The organism is Streptomyces sp. ISL-12, assembly GCF_018614415.1.
Classification (GTDB): Bacteria; Actinomycetota; Actinomycetes; order Streptomycetales; family Streptomycetaceae; genus Streptomyces.
In genome coordinates this window covers 33633-52548 of the sequence record NZ_JAGGOO010000029.1, presented here as the reverse complement: position 1 = coordinate 52548, position 18916 = coordinate 33633, and the positions used below count along the sequence as shown (strand labels likewise).

Genomic DNA, 18916 nt, shown 5'->3' with positions numbered 1-18916 from the left:
AGACATACAATGAATGACGCTTTCGAAACCCGCATGCGGATGTTGTCGAAGACAGGACTACGCATTATCGATACCCCATCACCACCCGATGTCCCATCAGCGCTTGAGGCCATTCAACGTGTTGCAAGCATGGAAGTGGCGCCTGCAGTGGTCATCAGCCAGAACTCTCCCGACGCCATCACAGCGCTTGATCGCGCATGGTACAAACAGGCACGCGAGAATTCAATCTTTGACTCCGCTGACACATTTCTACTATTCACTGCTGGTCCTGGTGGTGAGAGGCTGGGGTGGACTACGGTTCAGTGGACACAAACAGCCCGCCTGTCTCCACACCTTCAAGACCAGGATTCACCGGAATTTATTGCGATGTCGGTCGACGGTTGCCGTCTTTGCGCTGCAACCACGGAGGAGTATGACTACTGGATTGTGACTCATCACTTCACACCTGAGGCGAAGTGATTGGCTCGAGCCAGAATTTCTGCCGAGCAGGTCCATCTCACCCACCACAATACATGGTACGGAGAGAGAAAGTCCTTGAATTGAGCTGCATTCATCAGTGAAAACCTTCCGCTACAGAAAGCGCAGCCCACTCGGCGGATTGGCCGCCGACATCACCGCGGCGGCCGACGCGACCGGACCCATTCCTCGGCACGCCACACAAATTGGCAGGAGTCTTTGGATGGAACCACCAGCTTCCTGGCCGCACTGGCGTGATACCGCATGGATGATGTACGGCCTGTCCCTGCATTCCGAGAGCCTCAACAGACTGCATCCGCAGGGTCTGACCGTCAAAGTGCAAAACCTCTCCTTCCCGACCAGTGACTACGTACCCGAGGTAGCAGCTTTTGTCATGGAGGGATGGACGCGAGAAGTCTTTGACTTGACGCCCGCAGGTATCAGCGTCGAGTACGACACCACAAATCGTCGCTACATTTTTTCCTGGGGCAATGGAATGCCCTTCTCCGATGAGGCGTCAGGCGTGCCCGTTTCCCACGCGTGGTGATTGCTACGCATTCTTCCTTCACTAGGGCGACTCCCACAACGCTCACCGCAGGCGACGTGAACCAACGCATCGATCGCACCAAGTCGATTGAAGAACTGGACGACGGCGAACACGGGTGAATGCAATCCAATACTGGCAAGTGGAGTGGCACCATGAGTTCAACGACGAGGCCACAACCTTCTTCAGCGAGATCGGTGACGACGGTTATGAGATGAGAAAGATCCAAAAATATCGCGACGGCAGACTCCTCAAGGCTGATCGGAACCATGAAACCTCGCACATTGGCCTCAGCGAAGTACCCGTCGGTGAACTCGATGATGTGAACGCGCAGATCGAGTTCACCGCGCTGCACATCGCACCGAAGCATTTCGAGGCGCTGTGGCGCAGAGCCGACTGGCCGCAGTCGGCTTGCGAATGACGGCGGGATGACCTCGGCGCCCGGCGCAGGCATCGACGTCCACCCTTCGACGCCGCGAGACCGAGGACCACCGGTACTCCGACCGGCTTCGTACCCCTCTGTCACCAGCCAGCAGTACGGTGTCCCCCATGCGCCCCGACACGCCCGCCGAGAACGTCGACCACACCGCCGAAGCGGCACGCCTGGAGCGGACCGCCGGCCTGTACCCGGAGGACGCCGAGGCCCTGCTGCTGCGGGCCGCAGCCCATCTGGAGCTGGCCGGCGAGCGCCCCGCCGCGACGGCCTTCTACGACCGTCTGCTCTCCGCCCCCGGCACCCTTGAGAACCCGGCCCTGGTCCGCGCCCTCAAGGCGTCCAACCTCTGGGAGTACGGCCACGAGGCCGAGGCCAGGGCCATCATCGAGGGCGTCCGCGCGGCGTCCCCGAGGGACCCGGCCCCCTGGGTCATCGTCGCGGAGTCCCTGGAGTCCCACGACGAGCTGGAGTCGGCCCACGAGACCTTCACCGAGGCCGCCCGACTCCTGCTGGCCGACGCCCCCGAGCCCCCGCGCCCGACCCACCCCCTCCTCTACGGCCGCCACCGCGTCCGCCGCATGCTGGGCCTGCCGCACGACGACTGGGACACCCTCGCCGACACCCTGCACTCCATGCCGGTCACCCTGGACGAACTGCACGACCCCAAGCGCGTATGGTCCCTCGGCTCGGACAACCCGGCCGAGCTGGAGGCCGAGATCTCCCGCCTCCGCGCCGAACTCGGCGCCTACCGCGAGGCCCTCTCCCGCCCCTTCCCGGTCGCCATGCTCCACTGGCCCGCCGAAGAACTGACGGAACTCCTGTCGGCGTACCCGTCCCTCTCCGCGGAGTACCCGTCGTACGAGGAGCACCTGGCGGCGATAGAGGACGCACTGAGGGAGCTGGAGTCGTCGGGGACGCGGAACCTGGGGGTGGTGCGGGGGACGGTCCCGTCCTACGAGGCGTTCGCGGCGTCGGAGGGGGCGTCTCCGGCCGACGCGTCGCTGTTGCCGCAGTACGCGACGACTTTGGGGGCGCGGGGGCGGGCGGTTGCCTGGCCGCCGCAGCGGGGGGCTGAGTGTTGGTGCGGGTCGGGACGGACGTACGGCGACTGTCATGGAGCGAGCACCGCTGCGGAGCGGTGACCTCCTGGCAGGACGCTGTCACCTCAGCGAGTACGCAGCCCTCGTCGCGCCCCGTTGATGACGTTCTGCGCGTCGACGCCGTACACCGCGGACTCGCGCAGCGTTCTCCAGGTCCGCCGGTACGTGTCGACGCTCGCCTCGTCGTCGATCCACAACTCCGCGTGCCAGTTCTCGACGATCACCTGACGGTCGTCGTAGATCCAGAAAGCGGTGGCCGGAGGGATCTTGAGCGAGGCGGACAACGGGATGACGCCCAGTTCGACCGTGTCCAGGCCAATGGTCCCCAGCAGGCGGTCGAGCTGGGCCGCGAGCACCGACGGCGGACAGACCAGGGAGTGAAGGGCGGCTTCCCACAAGATGAGGTGAAAGCGCTTCGCGGAGTCGTACAGCGCTTCCTGCCTCTTCATTCGGGACCGGACCGCTTCCTCTGTGTCGCGCGGCGACCGCTGTAGCTCCGCGTACTGCGTGAAGACCGCCCGGGCGTAGTCCGGAGTCTGGAGTAACCCGAAGATCATCGACGACTCCCAGCCGTGGAAGACCGAGGCGTCGGCATGGGCCCTCAGGTGGGTGTCCTGGACCGCCTTGTGCCCCGAGGCGAGCTGACGCCGCCATGACCGGATGTGGGACTCGAAGCCGAGGAGGCGCGCGACCAGCTCGTCGTACGCCTCCGCCTGGCCGGTTGCCTCCGCCCACTTGCGCAAGTCATCGGGCGTCGGGGTCTGCCTGCCGTTTTCCAGCCTGCTGACCTTGGATTTGTTCCACCCGTACCGGCCGGCGAGCTCAGCGCCGGTGAGCCTGCCCCCAGGGGCGGAGAGCCGGAGTTCGCGCAGCCGTACCCCGAGTGCTTCCCGTGCCTGCTGGTAGTCCGTGCTCACCGCTCCACACCTGCCTCAGTCCTCCTTCGCGGTCAGCCGTGCCGCGAACTCCTCGTACGGCACGGCATGGTGCAGTGCCGCGTCGCGTGCTCTGACGTACCGCAGCACCGCAGCCGGCTCTGTGACCAGCTCCACGCTGAACAGGTGATCAGTGTCATCGAAGTTCAGCAGCGCGACCAGCCGGGAATCGAAGATCCAGAAATCTTCGGTGGGCAGGCCGAGGCGGTCGGCATCCCCTCGCCGCAGATTGTGGATCACCTCGCCGACAGCGCTGTTGCGGCGTGCGTTGTCGAGCAGGTAGAGCTGGCCGCTCGTGGGCGGCTCGTCGACCACGCGGACCCGCTCGAACCGCTTGCCGAGAGCCACCTGCTCGCGGCGCTCCGCGCACCAGTCGGTGTCGGCTCCCTCCCAGTCGACGGGCTCGCCGCGCATGAACTGGGCGTAGGTGTCGGTGAGCTCGTCCGACGCGTAGCGGCGGCGTGTCTCCAGTCGCCAGGCCGTGTGCTCGAACTGTGTGAAGAGCCGGTCGAACTCGTCCAGCCCGATGATGTCGGGCTCGCGCACCACCTCCTTCGGACCGAAATCGACCAGCAGTTCGCGCGGCACCACGATGGGCACCTCGCCCTCGTTCAGGTGACGAAGCTGTGCGATGTCGTCCGGGTCGGTGAGTGGGGGGCCGTGAATGATGACCTCGCCTGTGTCGAGGTCGTCATGAAGGGACGGGCATCCGTTGACGCCGCTGCCTGTGCCGTTGAAACGCAGTCGTCGGGTCATGATCGCGTCCTTCCCTCGGGGTCCGGCTCCCGAAGCTTTCCCAGGACTCACGTCCGACGTGCGTGCCCCGGTCACCCTGAATCAGCAACCTCGCGCAACCTCACCGGCGTGCCGAGCAACTTCGCGCAACTCTCGTGCGCCCTGCTCATGACCGTCCCTACCGTCGCATTGCCGGCCGGACCGCAGCCAGGACCCCTGCACGACGCCGCACGCCGGGGCGGGGCGAGTCCGAACGGGAACGCCACCACCTGCCATCGAAGGAGCGGCTGATGACCGTCACGCTCGACCGACCTACAACCCTCCGCACGCGGGACCCGAAGGAACTTCTCAATCTCGTCCAGCCCGAGATTCAACACCTGACGATCAACGTGCTGGACAGCGGCATGACCCTCTGGGACCGCGAGGTCGCCTTGCTGCTGCGCGACCACACCATGGTCCGCGACATGGCGGAACGCGTTCTCGGCAACGCCGTCATGTACACCGTCGGTTGCATGGAGCACCCCGAGATCCACCTGGGCGTCGGCAAGCTCGTCGACATCGGCGTTCACCAGCTGATTCTCGACACCCCGGTGTGGTGGGCCCTGTGCGACGTGTACAACGAGGGCCGTTACAAGCACCACGCCCCGTTCACCGAGCGCCGCCGGGACGGCCTGTGCGTGCGTACGGCAGACTTCCTGAAGTCCATCGGCTTCGACGTCGACGAGGAGTTGTGGGCGATCGACGGAACGGACTGCTCGCCCTGCGACAACAAGGTCCCCGACAGCCACTGAACGGTCCGGCCCGCCCGCCCCTGTCTTCGCCCTCCGCGGGACAGGGGCCGGCGGCTCCTGCGAGGAGGAATCGCCTTGCCCGCACCACACGACATCGCCGCCGAGACGGAACTGTGGGACACCTTCGCCGCCTCCGCCTTCAGGGACGACATGGAACCCGGCTTCTGCTGGACCCAGTACGCCGGTCACGGACCAGGCCCGGAACTGCTCGGGAACCCGCGTTCCGTCCTGGAGATCGGCTGCGGCACCGGCCGCGCCCTCGCCCACCTCGCTCAGCACGGCATCACCGCCCGGGGCATCGACCTGTCGCCCGTCATGGTCGAGAAGGCCACCGCGAAGTGGGCAAGCACCGGCGCGGACATCCTGTGCTCCGAAGTCCTGGAGTACCTGAGCAAGCACGAGGACGAGTACGACGCCGTCTACTCGATCTTCGGAGCGGCCTGGTTCACCGACCCCAGCCGCCTCTTCCCTCTCGTCCGCCGACGGCTCCGGCCCGGGGGCGTTCTCGTCTTCTCGCAGCCTCCCGCCATCCCCGGCGCGTACGGACCGCAGGGCATGTACAAGGGAGGCTTCACGGGCAAGGCGATGTTCACCTACCGCTACAGCTACCGCCCGGCCGTGTGGGAGCGCCTCCTCACCCGGGCCGGTTTCGCCACGGCCGACGCGCGGGTCATCGAGCCACCTCACGCCGGCCACATCGGGACGCTGCTGGTGCGGGCGGCGGCTTCGTGACGGATTCCTCGTCGAGTTCCTTGGCGACGGCGGAGTCGCGATCACAGCGGTCACAGCAGGATCACCGCACCGAGGCAGCCAGCCGCCTCGCGGAGGCTACAGAGCTCAGCTCAGTGGAACTCGTGCACCAACTGGATCTTGCCAACGATGTGAGCGTTGAACTCGTCGAGTTCCTCGGCCGGTACTCACAGCTCGAGGATCGCCCGTCCGCCTGCCTGCTGAACCGGGTACCTGCGCAGGAAATCGGACTTGACGTCAAAGCGGGTGACAAAACCGGCGCCGTCGTGCTTGACGTTCCAGTCCCGCGCGATCTTGACGGCGTACTCCTAGTTGAGGACCGGGTAAAAGATCGGCTGTTCAGGCAGCCGCGGCGGCCAGGCACGCCAGTCCAGCTCGCGCACCAGCTCGAGTTCTCCGGGACCGGTGGGACGCCACAGCGTCGTCGTTACTTGCCGGTTGATCACGGGAAACGCTCCTAGACGAGGCAACCGCCGATACGGCCGGCCGAAAGCCCGACGGTAGCGACAGCCTGGGCTCGGCGGCCACCAGTTCCACACCCACCTCACGGCTGCACCCCGACAGCAGCTATGGGGCGCTTCTTCGTCAGAACGAGAGATCCGTCTGCTCCCGAGGGAACAGAAGCTCCCAAAGTCCATATATGGGAGGTGTTGCGGCACGGCCCCTGCGTAGCTTGTCAGTGGCTCCTGCTAGAACAAGAGTCACTGACTTATGTCTGAGGGGGCATGGTGGCGGCAGAGAAAGATCCGGGGCAGCCGATCGCCGGAGTGTACGAGAAGCTGATCACGCAAAGCGTGCACGATGAGCTGGAGCAGTTGGCCTCCGCGGGGTGGAAGGCCATTGACGCTGAGGTCGGCGGGGAATCATCGCCCCATGTGCTGGCCCGCCACATCGGCGAGGTGATAGCCCACAGGCTCCAGCGACTCCAGGCGGACCAGCAGGTGCCGTTCGCCAATCAGGTTCTGGACTCCGTGGCAGCGGCGTGGTCCGACCGCAGCGAGGACGAGCCGATAAGCAGGGTTGTCGAGGGCCCTCGACAACTCCTCGCTCTCGCGCAGCAGGAGGCGGCGGGCGTCTACGCCATCCGCCCGCTGACCCCGCTCTCGGAGACCTCTCTGCTCACCAACTCGCCGGAGGACCTCAGTCTCGGCGCAGAGTTGCGTGCCGAACTTGCTACTGCCGACCGCATCGACCTGCTGTGTGCGTTCGTAAAGTGGTACGGCATAAGGGTATTGGAAGAAGCTCTGCACGCCGCCAAAAAGCGGAAGGTGCCGATCCGAGTCATCACCACCACCTACATGGGTGCCACCGATCGCCGTGCACTCGACCGGCTGGTCCGTGACTTCGGCGCCACCGTCAAGGTGAACTACGAGATCCGGTCCACCCGCCTGCATGCGAAGGCATGGCTATTCCGGCGTAACACAGGCTTCGACACCGCCTACGTCGGTAGTTCCAACCTGTCGAGGGCAGCCCTGCTCGACGGTCTGGAGTGGAACGTGCGTCTGTCGTCCGTCGCCACCCCCGCCGTATTGGACAAGTTCGAAGCGACCTTCGACGCGTACTGGAACGACATCGCCTTCGAAACCTACGACCCTGACCTGCACGGACAGCGCCTGGACGAAGCCTTGGCCCAGGCAAGCGGGTCCGGCACGGCGACCGACCTGAAGATCAATCTGTCTGGTCTTGAGGTACGTCCCTACCCACACCAGCAGGACATGCTGGAGCGGCTGCGCGTCGAACGGGAAATCCGCGACCGGCATCAGAATCTTCTCGTCGCCGCCACCGGCACGGGCAAGACCGTCATGGCAGCACTGGACTACCGGAACCTGTGCAGGCAGACGCAAGGTGAGCGACCGAAGCTGCTGTTCGTAGCCCACCGCAAGGAGATCCTCAGCCAGTCGCTGCGCACCTATCGCGAGGTGCTGGACGACGCATCGTTCGGTGAGTTGCTCCACGCCGGCCAGGACCCGCGTGAGTGGACCCACGTCTTCGCCAGCGTTCAGTCGCTCAATGCCCAGCGGTTGGAGCAGTTGGCCCGCGACCACTTCGACGTGATCGTCATCGACGAGTTCCACCATGCCACCGCCACGACCTACCGCAGGGTCATCGATCACTTCACGCCCAAAGAACTGCTGGGGCTGACCGCGACGCCCGAGCGCATGGATGGGCAGAACGTCCAGGACGAGTTTTTCGGGGGTCGCATCGCTGCTGAGATGCGACTGTGGGAGGCCCTGGAGAACAACCTGCTCTGCCCGTTCCACTACTTCGGCATCCCGGACGGCACCGACCTACGAAACCTCGGCTGGCAGCGGGGGACCTACACCGAACAGGAGCTGGACAGCCTGTATACAGGCAACGACGCCCGTGCTCGGATTGTGGTGAAGCAGATCGCGGACAAGATCTCAAACCCCGGGGCCATGCGCGCCCTCGGCTTCTGCGTCAGCAGGGCACACGCCCGCTTCATGGCGGAGTGTTTCCGCCAAGCCAACTTCCAGGCGGTGGCACTCGACGGCAACTCCCCCGCTGACGTACGGGCCCAGGCGCTGACCGACCTGCGTGACGGCAAGCTTCAAGTGATCTTTTCCGTCGACCTGTTCAATGAGGGACTCGACATCCCCGACGTCGACACCCTGCTCCTCCTTCGCCCCACCAACAGCGCGACGATCTTTCTTCAGCAGTTGGGGCGGGGCCTCAGGCGCACGGATTCCAAGCCGGTACTCACCGTGCTCGACTTCATCGGGCAGCACCGCGCAGAGTTCCGCTTCGAGGAGCAGTTCCGCGCACTGACCAACCTGTCGCGGAACCGGCTGGTCGACCACATCGAGAACGACTTCCCTCAACTGCCATCCGGCTGCCAGATCATCCTGGAAGGTAAGTCCAAGGAACTCGTACTCGACAACATCCGCGCTCAACTGGGCGCCACTGTCAAGACACTCGTGAACGAAGTCAGGGCTTACCGCACGCCACGCCTTGCCGAGTACCTTCACGAGAGCCGCCGGGAGATCAAGGAGCTCTACAAGAGCGACAACTCCTGGACGACCATCCTGCGCCGAGCCGGGCTCATCGACGAACCTGCACCCTCGGCGGAAGCAGCGCTCCTCAAGCGCGTACACGCCTTCCTCCACGTGGACGACCCCGAACGCGCCCAGGCTTACCTCAAGCTGCTCAGCGACGACGCTCCGCGGTACGACGAGCTGATCCCTGCTGATCAGGTCTATGCTCGCATGCTTTTCTTCAACCTCTGGGACAATGCGGGTGGCTTCACCAGCTACCAGGAGGGCCTTGAGTCGCTGCGTCCGCAACAGGCACTGCGCGACGAGTTGAGGCAGTTGCTGTCGTACGTCATGGAGCGCGCGGACCACTTCCCGATCCCGTTGACCGGCCTTCTCGGCCAGGTTCCGCTGAAGGTCCACAGCTCGTACAATCGCTCCGAGATCCTCGCCGCACTCGGAGTGGCACGCTTCGGCGGCCAGATGCCCCGGTCCTTCGCTCAGGGTGTGCTGTGGGTGGACGAACTGCAGACGGACGCCCTGCTCATCACGTCGGAGAAGGACGAGAAGGACTTCTCGCCCACCGTCCGCTACAAGGACTATGCGCTGAGCCCGTCGCTCTTCCACTGGGAGTCTCAGAGCACGACGGCTGAGGGTTCGCCAACCGGCCTCCGTTACCAGCAGCATGAACAGCGAGGCAGCCACGTTCTGCTGTTCATGCGTCGCTACAAGAACACGGACATAGGCAAATCCCAGCCGTGGATGCTCCTTGGCCCAGCGACGTACGACACCCACACCGGCAGCAAGCCGATGGCCGTCACCTGGCGCTTGAAGCACGAGTTGCCTGCCGATGTGTGGGTGTACTCAGCTGCTGTCGCGGCTAGCTGACCACAGTCGTCGTTCAGGCTCAGCACCCGCCGGTATCGGACTCGAAGCGGATCTGAGCCTGATCGAGCACCTCGTCCGGGTCCCACCCATGTAGGCGGAGTCGATGAAGGAGATCAACGACGACTCCGATCACTGCCTCTTGCTCCAACGCCGCCTCTACCCGAGAGGCGGCACGTTGATCGGACGGGCCGACTCCCGTGCCGAGTTCGCACCATGTCGCCTTGCGCTCCGGCGTGAGGTCGACACCCCAGCGGTCGGCAAGGGCGCCAATGAGCGCCATGCCTCTCCCCGCCTCCGAGTCGGGTCCCGCACTGGTCAGCGTGGGCAGCGCACGGAGGTCCGGGTCGTGCACTTCGATGCGTAGGCCGACGCCTTCAGCCGCGAGGACCAGCGTCGTCGGCGTCCCCGGGCCAACGTGCTGAATGACGTTGGCGACCAGTTCGCTGACACACAGTTGAGCGTCCTCGACGAGCTCTTGCAGGCCCCAGAGCTCCAAGGGGAGACGCATGGCGTCCCGTAGAGCTGCGACGTCCCGCGCTTCCGCGATGAAGGGAAGCGCCCACACACGCCCCGACGGGCGGCCCGTACTACGCAGGGTGGGAGCCGCTACTCCCGTACCGGCTCTGACGATGGCGCTATGCGCCGTGAGTGACTCCATGAGCACTAAGAGTTGCACTGAGACTCTCAAAATGGAACTCTCATAACGGCCCAACGGGAGCGCGACACAGCGGAACGCGCCCCGGCGCACGCCATCTTGTCGGTAGCACCGGGTGGCGACGACGATCTATCCCACCGACAGGAAGGCCACCGGCATGGCAGCAGGACCCACTACCCGCAGGCGCCAACTGGGCGCCGACCTACGTCGACTCCGGGATCTGAAAGGACTGACCCTGGAGGAGGCAGGAGCGCGGGTGGGCATCTCCAAAGCGACGCTCAGCCGCTACGAGACGAAGGAAGGAACGGTGAAGTGGCCGGCCGTCGACGCGCTCTGCCGCGAGTACGGCGCCTCGGACGAAGAACGCCTCGCACTGGTCGAGTTGGCGAAGGGGGCGAAGATCCAGGGTTGGTGGCGCTCACTCGCCGACCCCATCCCCGAGTCCATGAACCTCATGCTCACCCTCGAAGACGAAGTCGTTCGCGAGGACCACTTCGCTTGCATGTACGTGCCCGGCCTACTTCAGACCCGCGCCTACGCGGAAGCGGTACACCGCGCTTCAGAGATCCACTGCGATGAACGCGAGGTGCAGCACATGGTCGACATCCGCATGAAGCGGCAGGAGCTGTTGGAACGCGAGGAGCCGCCGCACATTTGGTGTGTGATCGACGAGGCCGCGATCCGCAGGCAAGTTGGCGGGCGCGAGGTCATGCGGCACCAGCTCACGCACCTCCTTGCTATGTCCCAGCGGTCGAACATCACCGTCCAGGTCCTCCCGTTCGCACGAGGCGCCCATGCTGCGGCTGTCGGCAGCTTCGCCGTCCTGCGCGGCCAGGCCCGCGAACTGGACGTCGTATACGTGGACATCCTCGGTGGAGGGCTCTTCATGGAAAAACGGGAAGAGTTGAACCGTTACACGTTGGCGTTCGAATACCTCAGCGCCCAGGCACTCGACTTCGAATCCAGTGCTGAACTCATCGACAAGGTCAGGCAGGAGTGCAGCGGATGACGGAAATGCCTCAGCTCCACTGGTTCAAGTCTTCATACAGCGGCGGAAGCGGCACCGAGTGCGTGGAATGCGCACTCGGTGATAGCGCAACACTAATACGCGACTCCAAGTGTAAGAATGGCCGGACCCTTTATTTTCAGCCCAGCACCTGGCTTTGCTTCATACAAGCGATCAACCGACGAGAACTCACAGGGACACGCGGCCAGGATGTAGTAATAACCGCGTGACCCTTGAGCTTGTCGTGATTAGCGTTGTCGCACCAGCGGGAGGGCGCCTGGCTCAGGGTTTCCGCTCGGATCTCGGAACAGTTCGTGACCGCTCAGAAAGTCCGTCGACCTATGGCGGAAGAACCCCTGGTGAGGGCCCCGGGTTCCCTGTAAGAGTGGGGTGACTCTGGTAGGGAGCGAGTGGGCGAAGGAGCGTCGTGAAGGAGTACGCGCGGTGAGCAGCAGGTCTCTCGTCGGCGCCGTGGCGCCCGGCTCGTGGATCAGGTCGTCGTACAGCAATGGCGCGGGAGGCGAATGCGTGGAGTGTGCCCGCGTCGGTGACCGCGTGCTGCTGCGCGACACGAAGGTCGGGGACGCGCTCATCACGGGCGTGCGGGCACCGGTCTGGCTCTCTTTCGTGGACGCGGTGCGCCGGGAATGGCCCGAGGGTCGCTGAGCGCGGCGCGGTACGGCGTAGAGGGTCGGGCGTTCCGTCGGGGATGTTCTGCACGTCCTGGCCCTGGGCCACGCCTTGCCGTTGAACACGAAGTCGGGCCGGATACGCCGCGTGCGACGGAAGCCCACATCATCAGGCCCCGGGCCTCCACCAGTGCCCGTCAGTCGGCCGTCTCCTGTCGCGCGACGGCAGCCAGTTGGTCGAACGTACGGTTCAACACCGCCCGCCGCTCCTCCTTGTAGGCCGGGGAAGGCCCCAGGTCGTCGATGGTGCGTTCCCAGACGGTCAGGAAGGTCTGCTTCCAGGCCGCGATGACCTCGGGGGCCGGCAGGCCGGTGGTGTGGCCCGCTTCGGCGAGGGTGTGGAGGAGTTCGAGGTTGCACGGTACGGCGACGCCCCAGTACTCGTCGGGTTCGATGGCGACCGGGTCGCCGGTCATGGCGCCGGTGACGTCCGAGACGAGCCGGTCGATGACGAGGGACAGGTGGTCCAGCGCCGTGTCGCTCTCGAAGTTCCCGCTGCCCCAGGTGCCCATCGCAATGTCCTCCGCGGAGTGCCGTCGTGCCGTGGGCCACATCCAAGCAGGGGGGACTGACAGCCGGCCCCGTTCGTGCAGGCCGGCCGGGACGGTCACCAGCAGCGTGGGCGCGTGAACCAGCTCCAGTGCGTTCGCCGTCTCCTCTCCCTCGACGGGCGTGGCGGGTGGAGTCGTCGGAGTCGTCGGAGTCATCGGCTACTCACACCCCCACGCGGGCCGGCCCCCGTCCTAGTACGCGAGTTCCCCCACGCCGCCGTCGACGCGCAGCACCGTGCCCGCGGTGTAGGCGGACTCGTCGGAGGCGAGGTAGACGGCCGCCTTCGCCAGCTCGGTGGTGGTGCCGAGGCGGTGGAGGGGGACGGTGCGGCGGAGTTCCTCGTAGAGGGCGGCCTGGCGTTCGGGGCCGAGGGGCGCGAACGCGTTGGTGACGGTCGGGCCCGGGCTCAGGCCGTTGACGCGGACGCCCCGGTCCTTCAGTTCGTAGGTCAGTCCGCGGGCGTAGGACAGCAGGCCGGCCTTGGCCGCGCCGTAGACCGTCGCGTTCTCGTGGCCGACGAAGGCCGAGACCGAACCGACGAGGATCACCGAGGACCGCGGCGAGAAGAGCGGCAGCAGGGATTTGATGAGGAAGAAGGGGGCTTTGAGGTTGGTGGCCAGGAGCCGGTCGAACGCCTCCTCGGTCCATGCCTCGAACGGGAGGTGGGTGAGGTCGGCGGCGTTGCTCATCAGGATGTCGAGCTTCGGCCACTCCTCGCGCAGCCGTGCGGCGAGGACCTCTTGGCCCGGTACGTCGCCGGCGTCGCTGACGAAGGTCAGCAGCGGGCCCCGGTCCTTCAGCTGCCGGGCGGCCTCGTCCAGCCGCTCCCGTGAGCGGCCGGTGATCGCGACGGAGGCTCCCTCGGCGAGGAACTCGCGGGCCGTCTCCAGGCCGATGCCGCTCGTCCCTCCGGTGATCAGTGCGTGCTTGCCCGCTAGGCGGCCCATGGGGTTGGTGTCCTCCCTGCTCATATCGCGGTCCGGCCGCCGTCGGCGGCGACGGTCGCGCCGGTCATGTAGCCGGCCCGGTCGCTCGCGAGGAAGGCGATCACCTGGGCCACTTCGGCCGGGTCGGAGGTGCGCTTGAGCGCCGTGGTCAGGCCCATGCCGCCCAGGTCCGGGCCCATCGCCGCGACCACCTTCGAGGTGCGCATCGGGCCCGGGGCGACGGCGTTGACCCGTACGTTCGACGCGGCGAACTCCGCCGCCCAGGTGCGGGTCAGCGACTCGACCGCCGCCTTGGTGGCGCCGTAGACGGCCATGCCCGGCATGCCGAGGCCGGCCGCGGTGGAGCTGACGTTGACGACGCTGCCGCCGCCGGCCGCGGCCATCTTCGGCGCCAGCAGGGCGGTGAGCAGGAACGGCGCGCGCACATTGACCTCGAAGGCGGCGTCGTAGGCGGCGAGGTCCTGCTCCGTGGTCGGGGCGAACGTCATGAGGCTCGCGTTGTTGACCAGGATGTCGACGGTCCCGGCCTCCTCGGCCAGTCGCCGCACGGCCGCCGGGTCGGAGAGGTCGGCCGCGACGAAACGCACGGTTCCGGTGGACTCGCCGGCGGTGGCGCGCAGGTCCGCCACGACCTGGGCGCCGCGCTGCGGGTCGGTGCCGGTGAGGATCAGGTCGGCGCCCGCCGAGGCCAGGATCACGGCCGTCGCGTGCCCGAGTCCGCCGATCGCGCCGGAGCCGGTGATGAGTGCTGTCTTCCCTGCGAATTCCATGCGTCGCCCTTCGTGCCGGCCGGGGACGGCAACTTCTGTGCAGCCGTTCAAGAAGTACGGAAGGGAAGCTACGACTTCTTGAACGCATCGTCAAGAAGTCGTAGGGTCGGACCGTGGCACGCACCGGACGACCCCGCGAGTTCGACAAGGACCAGACGCTGACGCGCGCGCTGGAGCTGTTCTGGTCCCGTGGCTACGGGGCGACATCGATCCAGGACCTGGTCGACGCGCTGGGCGTCGAACGCGGCAGCCTCTACGGGGCGTTCGGCGACAAGCGCCGCTTCTACCTCGACGCCGTCCGGCTCTACTGGGACGTGTACGAGCGGCACCTGACCGCCGCGCTCGACACCACCCCGCTGCTGCCGGCGCTGCGCGAGATCCTGACCCACCCGGCACGCCTGGACGAGCTGGTCTCCGAGGCGGGCGTGCCGCAGGGCTGCCTGGTCGGCAACGCCACCGCCGAACTCGTACCCGCCGACGAGGAAGCCACGGACCTCGTCAGCCGCTCGTACCGCCGGTTCACCGACCTCGTCACCGAAGCGCTGCGCCGCGCGCAGGCCGCCGGGGAGGTCACCGACAGCGCCCGCCCCGAGGCCCAGGCGCAGCTCCTGCTCTACGTCGTCCAGGGCCTGTCGCTCGTATCGAGGGCCGGTCTCGACCGGGCCGCCGCGCTGGCCGCGATCGACACCGCGGTCGACGCGCTGCGCGCCTGACCCGGTCCGGCGGCGCCCCGCCCCGGGCGTCCGGGCTCAGCTCAGTGCCTGGGCCCCGATGACGGACAGCAGGCGGAGCTTCTCGTGGCTCTCGCTGCCGGGGACGGCGGTGTAGACGAGCAGGAAGTGCGACTGGTCCGGGTCGAGGAGGGTCTGGCAGGTCAGTTCCAGGGGTCCGACCTCGGGGTGAACGAAGTGTTTGACCTCCCTGGGACGGATGCCGACCTCGTGGTCGTCCCAGACCCGACGGAACTCCTCGCTCCGCGCCAGCAGCAGGTCGGCGTAGTGGGCCGCGCGGGAGCCGGGGCCCCGGAGCGTGACCACCCCGCGCAGGCCCGAGACGAACATGCGGGTGAGGAAGGCGTGCTCCTCGGGGGCGTACAGCTGTCGCGTGGCGGGGTCGGTGAACCAGCGGTAGCCGAGGCTGCGGGCCGGGCCGCTGTGGACGGTCTGGTCACCGGTGAGCGCGATGCCGAGCGGGGTCTGCCGCAACGTCTCGCCCAGCTCGGTGACGATCTCGGCCGGGGTGTCCTGGAGGCGGTCGAGGATGCGGAGGAGGCCGGGGGCGATGTGCTCGCCGGCCGCGCCCCTCGGGGGCGGGGTGTGTCCGGCGAGGCGGAAGAGGTGGTCGCGCTCGTCGAGGGAGAGGTGCAGGCCCTGCGCGATGGAGGCGATCATCTGCTCGGAGGGGTGGGGGCCGCGCTCGCGTTCGAGGCGCGCGTAGTAGTCCGTCGACATGTGGCAGAGCGCGGCGACCTCCTCCCGGCGCAGCCCGCTCGTCCGGCGGCGCCGGCCGCGGGGCAGGCCGACGTCCTCGGGTTGCAGCGCCTCCCGGCGACGCCGCAGGAACTCCGCCAGTCCGGTCCGGTCGATCGCCGCCACGCGTGCCTCCCTCCATCGCCATACGTACGTCCTTCGTCCTTCCGGTCCCCTTTCTATCGCCCGCGCGTCCCGGCAGCCACGGATCGTCGATCCCCCTCTCACCGGTTGCCGCGGCCACGGCGCCGGTCCCAGGCTCGATGACGTACCCGAGCGCCAGGAGTGGGCCCATGCCACGCACCCCCATCGACATCACCGTCCCCGACCTGTCCGGCAGGCGCGCCGTCGTCACCGGAGCCAGCGACGGCATCGGGCTCGGCATCGCGACGCGGCTCGCGGCGGCCGGGGCCGAGGTGGTCCTGCCCGTGCGCAACCCGCGCAAGGGCGAGGCCGCGCTCGCCGCGATCCGGCGTACGGTCCCGCACGCGGAGGTGTCGCTGCGCGAGCTGGATCTGTCCTCGCTCGCCTCCGTCGCTGCCCTCGGCGAGACGCTGCGGGAGGAGGGCCGGCCGGTCCACCTCCTCGTCAACAACGCCGGCGTCATGACCCCGCCCGACCGGCAGACGACCGCCGACGGGTTCGAGCTGCAGTTCGGCACCAACCACCTCGGCCACTTCGCCCTGGTCGCCCACCTGCTGCCGCTGCTGCGCGCGGGCCAGGCACGCGTGACCTCGCAGGTCAGCGTCGCGGCCAACCAGGGCGCCATCAACTGGGACGATCTGAACTGGGAACGGTCCTACGACGGCATGAAGGCGTACAGCCAGTCGAAGATCGCGTTCGGGCTCTTCGCCCTCGAACTCGACCGGCGCAGCCAGGCCCACGGCTGGGGCATCACCAGCAACCTCTCCCACCCCGGCGTCGCCCCGACCAGCCTGCTCGCCGCCCGCCCCGAGGTCGGACGCGCCAAGGACACGATGGGCGTACGGCTGATCCGGGTGCTGTCCGCCCGCGGCATCGTCGTCGGCACGGTCCGCACCGCCCAGCTCCCCGCCCTCTACGCCGCCACCTCCCCCGACGCCGAGCGGGGCGGGTTCTACGGGCCACGGGGACCGGGGCACCTGGGCGGCGCGCCCGGGGAGCAGAAGCTCTACTCGCGGCTGCGCGGCACGGAGGAGGCGCGGCGGGTGTGGCGGGTCTCCGAGGAGCTCACGGACGTCACGTATCCCGGCAGTTGAGGCCAGGTGAGGGCAACTGGCCGCCGACGAGCGCAGGTTACGGCAGGCCAGAAGGCGCTGCACGGAAAGTGGCCGCGCCGACACGCCTCGCGGCAGCCGCGAAGAGTTTCCCCACCGCACCGCTTCTGTTAGCCGAACCTGGTTACCTTCGCGGCCACGCCCGGTCCGGCACAGGAGAGGTATGTCCATGAGCACTCCGGTCCATCGTGTCCCGACACGGCAGTCCTCGGCCATCGTGACGGCGGTCCGGCAGCGCCAGGAGCAGGAGCGGAACGGGGGTTCTTCCGGGAATCCGGTGCAGCGCGCCCTGTTGCAGATGCAGTCCAGCGCCGGCAACCGGGCCGCGACGGCGGCGGTGCAGCGCGTCCGGAGTTCGACGCTGGAGGCGCCCCCGGCGGAGACCGAGACACCGGTGCCGGAGACACCGGCGGCGGCGTCGGAGACACCGGCGGCGGCGTCGGAGACACCGGCGGCGGCGTCGGCAACCCAGACGGCCGGGACCGGTGGCGCGGCCGACAAGAAGAAGAAGCGGAAGCGCGACTGGGCGAAGCCTCTCGTCGACAGGTACAAGAAGTACGCCGAGCAACTCGACGCCTGGGTCAAGGGCGTGCAGACCCCCACCAACGCGGGCGTCAGCCAGACGGCCACCGCCGCGGGCGACGCCACCGCCGCGCACGGCTCCGCCGCCTCGGGTGTCTCCGCCGGGTCGGAGAACCTCGCCGCGGAGCTCGGCAACGCCGGCCTCAGCACCTTGGACGCCGCACTGGCCCTTGAGGACGCCAAGAAGGCCGGGAAGGGGGCCAAGTACCACACGGCGATGAAGAAGGCCAAGGTCAAGGGGACCGACGCGGCCATCGCCACCGTCAACTCGGGCAGCTACGCCGCGGCCATCGCCAGGGAGGCGGACAAGCTCAGGGAGGCGGCGAACGCCGCGATGTCCGCCGAGGCGAGCGGTTCCCTCAGCGCGGTCGTCGGCACGGCGAAGGGCGCCCGCTCGACGCGGCGCGTCACGAGGGCCATCCGCAGGTACAAGGATCTGAAAGCGCTCGGAGATCCCCGTACCGTCCACGAGGCGTCACTGGCCGAGCTGCGGGAGGCCGTGCGGGTGTCCAAGGAGAGGGTGGCCGCGGCGAACGCCAAGGTGGTGGCCGAGCGGACCGGTCCCGAACCTCACGAGGAGGACTTCGCCGCGGACTTCGCCGAGTACTTCGCGGACTTCGAAGCGCTCAAACTCGAAATGGAACGCGCCCGTGAGGCCGCCTTGGCACTGGAGAGCGCCGAGGCGGCCAGCGTGGACGTCGAGACGCTGTCCTCGGCGCAGAAGTACGCGCGCAAGAAAACGGGGTACCGGATCGCCAAGGAATCGGTCAGCGGCGTGGGCGAGACCACCAAGGCCGCGGCCGGCGCCGTGGGGGTGGCCGTCGCGGCGGGGGCGCTGGCGAGCACCCCGGTCGGCTGGGGTCTCGCCGCGGGCGGCGGTGGTCTCCTGCTCCTCCTCGCCGGTTACAAGGGGGTCAAGGCGGTCAGGGGGCGTTACAACGAGAAGCGCCACCCCGAACTGCACGGGGAGCGGGACGAGGACGGGCAGTTCCCGGAGGCCGCGTCCGAGAAGGAGGCGTGGAAGCACGCCCTCGCGTTCTGGCGGAAGGTGGAGAACGGCCCACGCCAGGCCAAGGCGCGCGACATCTACCGTCTGGCGGCGGGTCCCACCCTCCCCGAGAACGCCGGCCCGGCCGCCAAGACGCAGAAGGACGCCCGGGACCTCCTCAAGGTGCTCAAGTGCGGTCCGGGCGACCACAAGCTGACCGATGAGGCGTGGGAGAACAGCCTGAACGACCCGGACCAGAAGGCCAACTGGATCAAGGAGATCACCGAGCAGCTGGCCTCCGGGTGACCCGGAAGGGTCGTCGCGTGCCGTCCTCGGGGGCGGCTCTCCCGTCGATCAGGAGAGCCGCCCCCGAGGCG

The 18916-nt window shown here is 67.5% G+C and carries 20 protein-coding genes and 1 pseudogene; 13 read left to right on the top strand and 8 right to left on the bottom strand.

Features of this window, described 5'->3' with window-relative positions; translation table 11 throughout:
- The first annotated feature begins 9 nt into the window (after nt 1-9).
- The 4 genes from J7I94_RS09465 (at nt 10) to J7I94_RS09450 (ending at nt 2578) form a co-directional block, all read left to right on the top strand.
- Nucleotides 10-459, top strand: a complete 450-nt coding sequence (locus J7I94_RS09465; protein ID WP_215166523.1) for a hypothetical protein — start codon at nt 10-12, stop codon at nt 457-459.
- A 97-nt stretch (nt 460-556) separates the two neighbouring features.
- Nucleotides 557-1003 carry a hypothetical protein gene (locus J7I94_RS09460; protein ID WP_215166522.1) on the top strand — a complete coding sequence of 149 codons (447 nt, stop codon included), beginning with the start codon at nt 557-559 and terminating at the stop codon, nt 1001-1003.
- A gap of 139 nt (nt 1004-1142) precedes the next feature.
- Nucleotides 1143-1421: a hypothetical protein gene (locus J7I94_RS09455; RefSeq protein ID WP_251074888.1), complete on the top strand. Its 279-nt coding sequence runs from the start codon at nt 1143-1145 to the stop codon at nt 1419-1421.
- Between the two features lie 128 nt (nt 1422-1549).
- Nucleotides 1550-2578 carry an SEC-C domain-containing protein gene (locus J7I94_RS09450; RefSeq protein ID WP_215166521.1) on the top strand — a complete coding sequence of 343 codons (1029 nt, stop codon included), beginning with the start codon at nt 1550-1552 and terminating at the stop codon, nt 2576-2578.
- 23 nt (nt 2579-2601) lie between these two features.
- On the opposite strand, the gene J7I94_RS09445 is transcribed toward J7I94_RS09450, so the two are convergent.
- Nucleotides 2602-3453, bottom strand: coding sequence for a helix-turn-helix transcriptional regulator (locus J7I94_RS09445; protein ID WP_215166520.1), 852 nt, complete (start codon nt 3451-3453; stop codon nt 2602-2604).
- A 15-nt stretch (nt 3454-3468) separates the two neighbouring features.
- Nucleotides 3469-4227: a DUF6879 family protein gene (locus tag J7I94_RS09440; protein WP_215166519.1), complete on the bottom strand. Its 759-nt coding sequence runs from the start codon at nt 4225-4227 to the stop codon at nt 3469-3471.
- Nucleotides 4228-4496: 269 nt separating this feature from the next.
- Here J7I94_RS09440 and J7I94_RS09435 point away from each other — a divergent pair, with 269 nt between their 5' ends.
- Together J7I94_RS09435 and J7I94_RS09430 are read left to right on the top strand one after the other, a co-directional pair.
- A complete protein-coding gene (locus tag J7I94_RS09435) occupies nt 4497-4997 on the top strand; it encodes a hypothetical protein (RefSeq protein ID WP_215166518.1) in 501 nt (166 codons plus the stop codon).
- A 75-nt stretch (nt 4998-5072) separates the two neighbouring features.
- Nucleotides 5073-5729 carry a bifunctional 2-polyprenyl-6-hydroxyphenol methylase/3-demethylubiquinol 3-O-methyltransferase UbiG gene (locus tag J7I94_RS09430; protein ID WP_215166517.1) on the top strand — a complete coding sequence of 219 codons (657 nt, stop codon included), beginning with the start codon at nt 5073-5075 and terminating at the stop codon, nt 5727-5729.
- A gap of 110 nt (nt 5730-5839) precedes the next feature.
- Here J7I94_RS09430 and J7I94_RS38215 read toward each other — a convergent pair.
- Nucleotides 5840-6193, bottom strand: a pseudogene (locus tag J7I94_RS38215) (hypothetical protein).
- A gap of 279 nt (nt 6194-6472) precedes the next feature.
- Between J7I94_RS38215 and J7I94_RS09420 the strand changes: the two are divergent.
- A complete protein-coding gene (locus J7I94_RS09420) occupies nt 6473-9625 on the top strand; it encodes a DUF3427 domain-containing protein (RefSeq protein WP_215166515.1) in 3153 nt (1050 codons plus the stop codon).
- A gap of 19 nt (nt 9626-9644) precedes the next feature.
- Here the strand turns inward: J7I94_RS09420 and J7I94_RS09415 are convergent, their stop codons facing one another.
- Nucleotides 9645-10190 (bottom strand): ATP-binding protein, encoded by a 546-nt coding sequence (locus J7I94_RS09415; RefSeq protein ID WP_308114524.1) that lies wholly within the window; start codon nt 10188-10190, stop codon nt 9645-9647.
- Nucleotides 10191-10437: 247 nt separating this feature from the next.
- Here J7I94_RS09415 and J7I94_RS09410 point away from each other — a divergent pair, with 247 nt between their 5' ends.
- The 3 genes from J7I94_RS09410 (at nt 10438) to J7I94_RS39220 (ending at nt 11952) form a co-directional block, all read left to right on the top strand.
- A complete protein-coding gene (locus J7I94_RS09410; protein WP_215166547.1) occupies nt 10438-11289 on the top strand; it encodes a helix-turn-helix transcriptional regulator in 852 nt (283 codons plus the stop codon).
- Nucleotides 11286-11516, top strand: a complete 231-nt coding sequence (locus tag J7I94_RS09405) for a DUF397 domain-containing protein (RefSeq protein ID WP_215166513.1) — start codon at nt 11286-11288, stop codon at nt 11514-11516. Before J7I94_RS09410 ends, J7I94_RS09405 begins: the two co-directional genes overlap by 4 nt.
- A 214-nt stretch (nt 11517-11730) precedes the next feature.
- Complete coding sequence (locus J7I94_RS39220) at nt 11731-11952, top strand: DUF397 domain-containing protein (RefSeq protein WP_215166512.1); 222 nt, start codon at nt 11731-11733, stop codon at nt 11950-11952.
- Nucleotides 11953-12112: 160 nt separating this feature from the next.
- Here J7I94_RS39220 and J7I94_RS09395 read toward each other — a convergent pair whose 3' ends face one another.
- From J7I94_RS09395 to J7I94_RS09385, 3 genes are read right to left on the bottom strand one after another with little or no spacing between them, the layout of a single operon-like run.
- Nucleotides 12113-12682, bottom strand: coding sequence for a hypothetical protein (locus J7I94_RS09395; protein ID WP_306521951.1), 570 nt, complete (start codon nt 12680-12682; stop codon nt 12113-12115).
- A gap of 36 nt (nt 12683-12718) precedes the next feature.
- The gene (locus J7I94_RS09390; RefSeq protein WP_215166545.1) at nt 12719-13474 is read right to left on the bottom strand and encodes an SDR family oxidoreductase; all 756 of its coding nucleotides are present in this window, start codon (nt 13472-13474) and stop codon (nt 12719-12721) included.
- Nucleotides 13475-13494: 20 nt separating this feature from the next.
- On the bottom strand, nt 13495-14244 hold the full coding sequence (locus J7I94_RS09385) for an SDR family NAD(P)-dependent oxidoreductase (protein WP_215166511.1): 750 nt from the start codon (nt 14242-14244) through the stop codon (nt 13495-13497).
- A 113-nt stretch (nt 14245-14357) separates the two neighbouring features.
- Between J7I94_RS09385 and J7I94_RS09380 the strand changes: the two genes are divergently transcribed.
- Nucleotides 14358-14957 (top strand): TetR/AcrR family transcriptional regulator, encoded by a 600-nt coding sequence (locus tag J7I94_RS09380; protein WP_215166510.1) that lies wholly within the window; start codon nt 14358-14360, stop codon nt 14955-14957.
- A 36-nt stretch (nt 14958-14993) separates the two neighbouring features.
- Here the strand turns inward: J7I94_RS09380 and J7I94_RS09375 are convergent, their stop codons facing one another.
- Entirely contained in the window at nt 14994-15839 is an 846-nt protein-coding gene (locus J7I94_RS09375; protein ID WP_308114523.1) for a helix-turn-helix transcriptional regulator, read from the bottom strand.
- 167 nt (nt 15840-16006) lie between these two features.
- Here J7I94_RS09375 and J7I94_RS09370 point away from each other — a divergent pair, with 167 nt between their 5' ends.
- Both J7I94_RS09370 and J7I94_RS09365 read left to right on the top strand, forming a co-directional pair.
- Nucleotides 16007-16951: an SDR family oxidoreductase gene (locus tag J7I94_RS09370; RefSeq protein WP_215166509.1), complete on the top strand. Its 945-nt coding sequence runs from the start codon at nt 16007-16009 to the stop codon at nt 16949-16951.
- Nucleotides 16952-17138: 187 nt separating this feature from the next.
- Nucleotides 17139-18845, top strand: coding sequence for a hypothetical protein (locus tag J7I94_RS09365; protein ID WP_215166508.1), 1707 nt, complete (start codon nt 17139-17141; stop codon nt 18843-18845).
- The last annotated feature ends 71 nt before the right edge of the window (nt 18846-18916 follow it).

Bases quoted from the DNA above. Each gene is read 5' to 3' on its own strand.
- J7I94_RS09465 (WP_215166523.1), top strand. From the start codon at position 10: ATGAATGACGCTTTCGAAACCCGCATGCGGATGTTGTCGAAGACAGGA.
- J7I94_RS09450 (WP_215166521.1), top strand. From the start codon at position 1,550: ATGCGCCCCGACACGCCCGCCGAGAACGTCGACCACACCGCCGAAGCG.
- J7I94_RS09440 (WP_215166519.1), bottom strand. From the start codon at position 4,227: ATGACCCGACGACTGCGTTTCAACGGCACAGGCAGCGGCGTCAACGGA.
- J7I94_RS09435 (WP_215166518.1), top strand. From the start codon at position 4,497: ATGACCGTCACGCTCGACCGACCTACAACCCTCCGCACGCGGGACCCG.
- J7I94_RS09420 (WP_215166515.1), top strand. From the start codon at position 6,473: ATGGTGGCGGCAGAGAAAGATCCGGGGCAGCCGATCGCCGGAGTGTAC.
- J7I94_RS09410 (WP_215166547.1), top strand. From the start codon at position 10,438: ATGGCAGCAGGACCCACTACCCGCAGGCGCCAACTGGGCGCCGACCTA.
- J7I94_RS09405 (WP_215166513.1), top strand. From the start codon at position 11,286: ATGACGGAAATGCCTCAGCTCCACTGGTTCAAGTCTTCATACAGCGGC.
- J7I94_RS09395 (WP_306521951.1), bottom strand. From the start codon at position 12,682: ATGACTCCGACGACTCCGACGACTCCACCCGCCACGCCCGTCGAGGGA.
- J7I94_RS09390 (WP_215166545.1), bottom strand. From the start codon at position 13,474: ATGGGCCGCCTAGCGGGCAAGCACGCACTGATCACCGGAGGGACGAGC.
- J7I94_RS09385 (WP_215166511.1), bottom strand. From the start codon at position 14,244: ATGGAATTCGCAGGGAAGACAGCACTCATCACCGGCTCCGGCGCGATC.
- J7I94_RS09370 (WP_215166509.1), top strand. From the start codon at position 16,007: ATGCCACGCACCCCCATCGACATCACCGTCCCCGACCTGTCCGGCAGG.
- J7I94_RS09365 (WP_215166508.1), top strand. From the start codon at position 17,139: ATGAGCACTCCGGTCCATCGTGTCCCGACACGGCAGTCCTCGGCCATC.